Here is a 1,175-nt window from a genome sequence, read left to right as displayed (position 1 = left end):
ATCTGCGACTATATCCGCACGCCTGTGGGCCGTTATGGCGGTGCGCTTTCCTCTGTTCGTGCCGATGATCTGGGCGCGATCCCCTTGAAAGCCTTGGCCGAGCGCAATCCGTCAATGGATCTCGCGGCGATTGACGAGGTGATCTTTGGCTGTGCCAACCAGGCGGGCGAAGACAACCGCAACGTCGCGCGGATGTCGCTTTTGCTGGCCGGTTTCCCGGACTCTGTGCCCGGCACGACAATGAACCGTTTGTGCGGCTCCGGCATGGACGCGATCATCACCGCCGCGCGGGCGATCAAGGCGGGAGAGGCCGACTTGATCATTGCCGGCGGGGTCGAAAGCATGTCCCGCGCGCCCTTCGTGATGCCTAAGGCCGAGACGGCGTTTTCCCGTGCCAATGCAGTCTATGACACCACCATCGGCTGGCGGTTTGTCAACAAGCTGATGAAAGCGGCGCATGGGGTGGATTCGATGCCCGAAACCGCCGAAAACGTCGCCGAGGATTTCAATATCAACCGCGAGGACCAAGACCTTTTTGCCCTGCGCTCGCAGCAAAAGGCGGGGGTGGCGATGGCCAACGGGCGTCTGGCGCGCGAAATCGTCCCGGTGACGATCTCACAGCGCAAAGGCGATCCGATTGTGGTGTGCGAAGACGAGCACCCGCGCCCTTCGACCACATTGGCGGATTTGCAAAAGCTCAAAACCTTTGTCAAAGCCGACGGCACGGTGACGGCGGGCAATGCCTCGGGCGTGAACGATGGGGCGGCGGCTTTGATTTTGGCGACCCGCGAGGCCGCCGAAAAACATGGCCTTACGCCGATTGCCAAGGTGCTCGGCGGGGCCACGGCGGGAGTTGCACCGCGGATCATGGGCTTTGGCCCGGCACCTGCGTCGAAAAAACTGATGGCGCGGCTTGGCCTCACACAAGCGGACTTTGCAGTGATCGAGTTGAACGAAGCCTTCGCCTCCCAAGGCCTCGCGACGCTGCGCGATCTGGGCATCTCCGACGATGATGTGCGGGTGAATCCGAATGGCGGCGCGATTGCCATCGGCCACCCCCTCGGCATGTCCGGCGCACGGATCACTGGCACGGCGATGTTGGAACTGAAACCGGGTGAAAAATCGCTCTCCACCATGTGTATCGGCGTCGGCCAAGGCATCGCGATCGCGTTGGA

At 62.1% G+C, this 1,175-nt stretch carries 1 protein-coding gene; it reads left to right on the top strand.

The features are described 5' to 3' along the window. Positions 1–1,175: 3-oxoadipyl-CoA thiolase (gene pcaF, locus B30_RS21185; RefSeq protein WP_009574316.1), on the top strand; the 1,175-nt coding region annotated here is incomplete at both ends.

It is taken from the genome of Celeribacter baekdonensis B30 (assembly GCF_000299875.1).
Classification (GTDB): domain Bacteria; phylum Pseudomonadota; class Alphaproteobacteria; order Rhodobacterales; family Rhodobacteraceae; genus Celeribacter; species Celeribacter baekdonensis_A.
The sequence above is the reverse complement of the archived record's forward strand: the minus strand, read 5'-3'. Positions and strand labels throughout refer to the sequence as shown.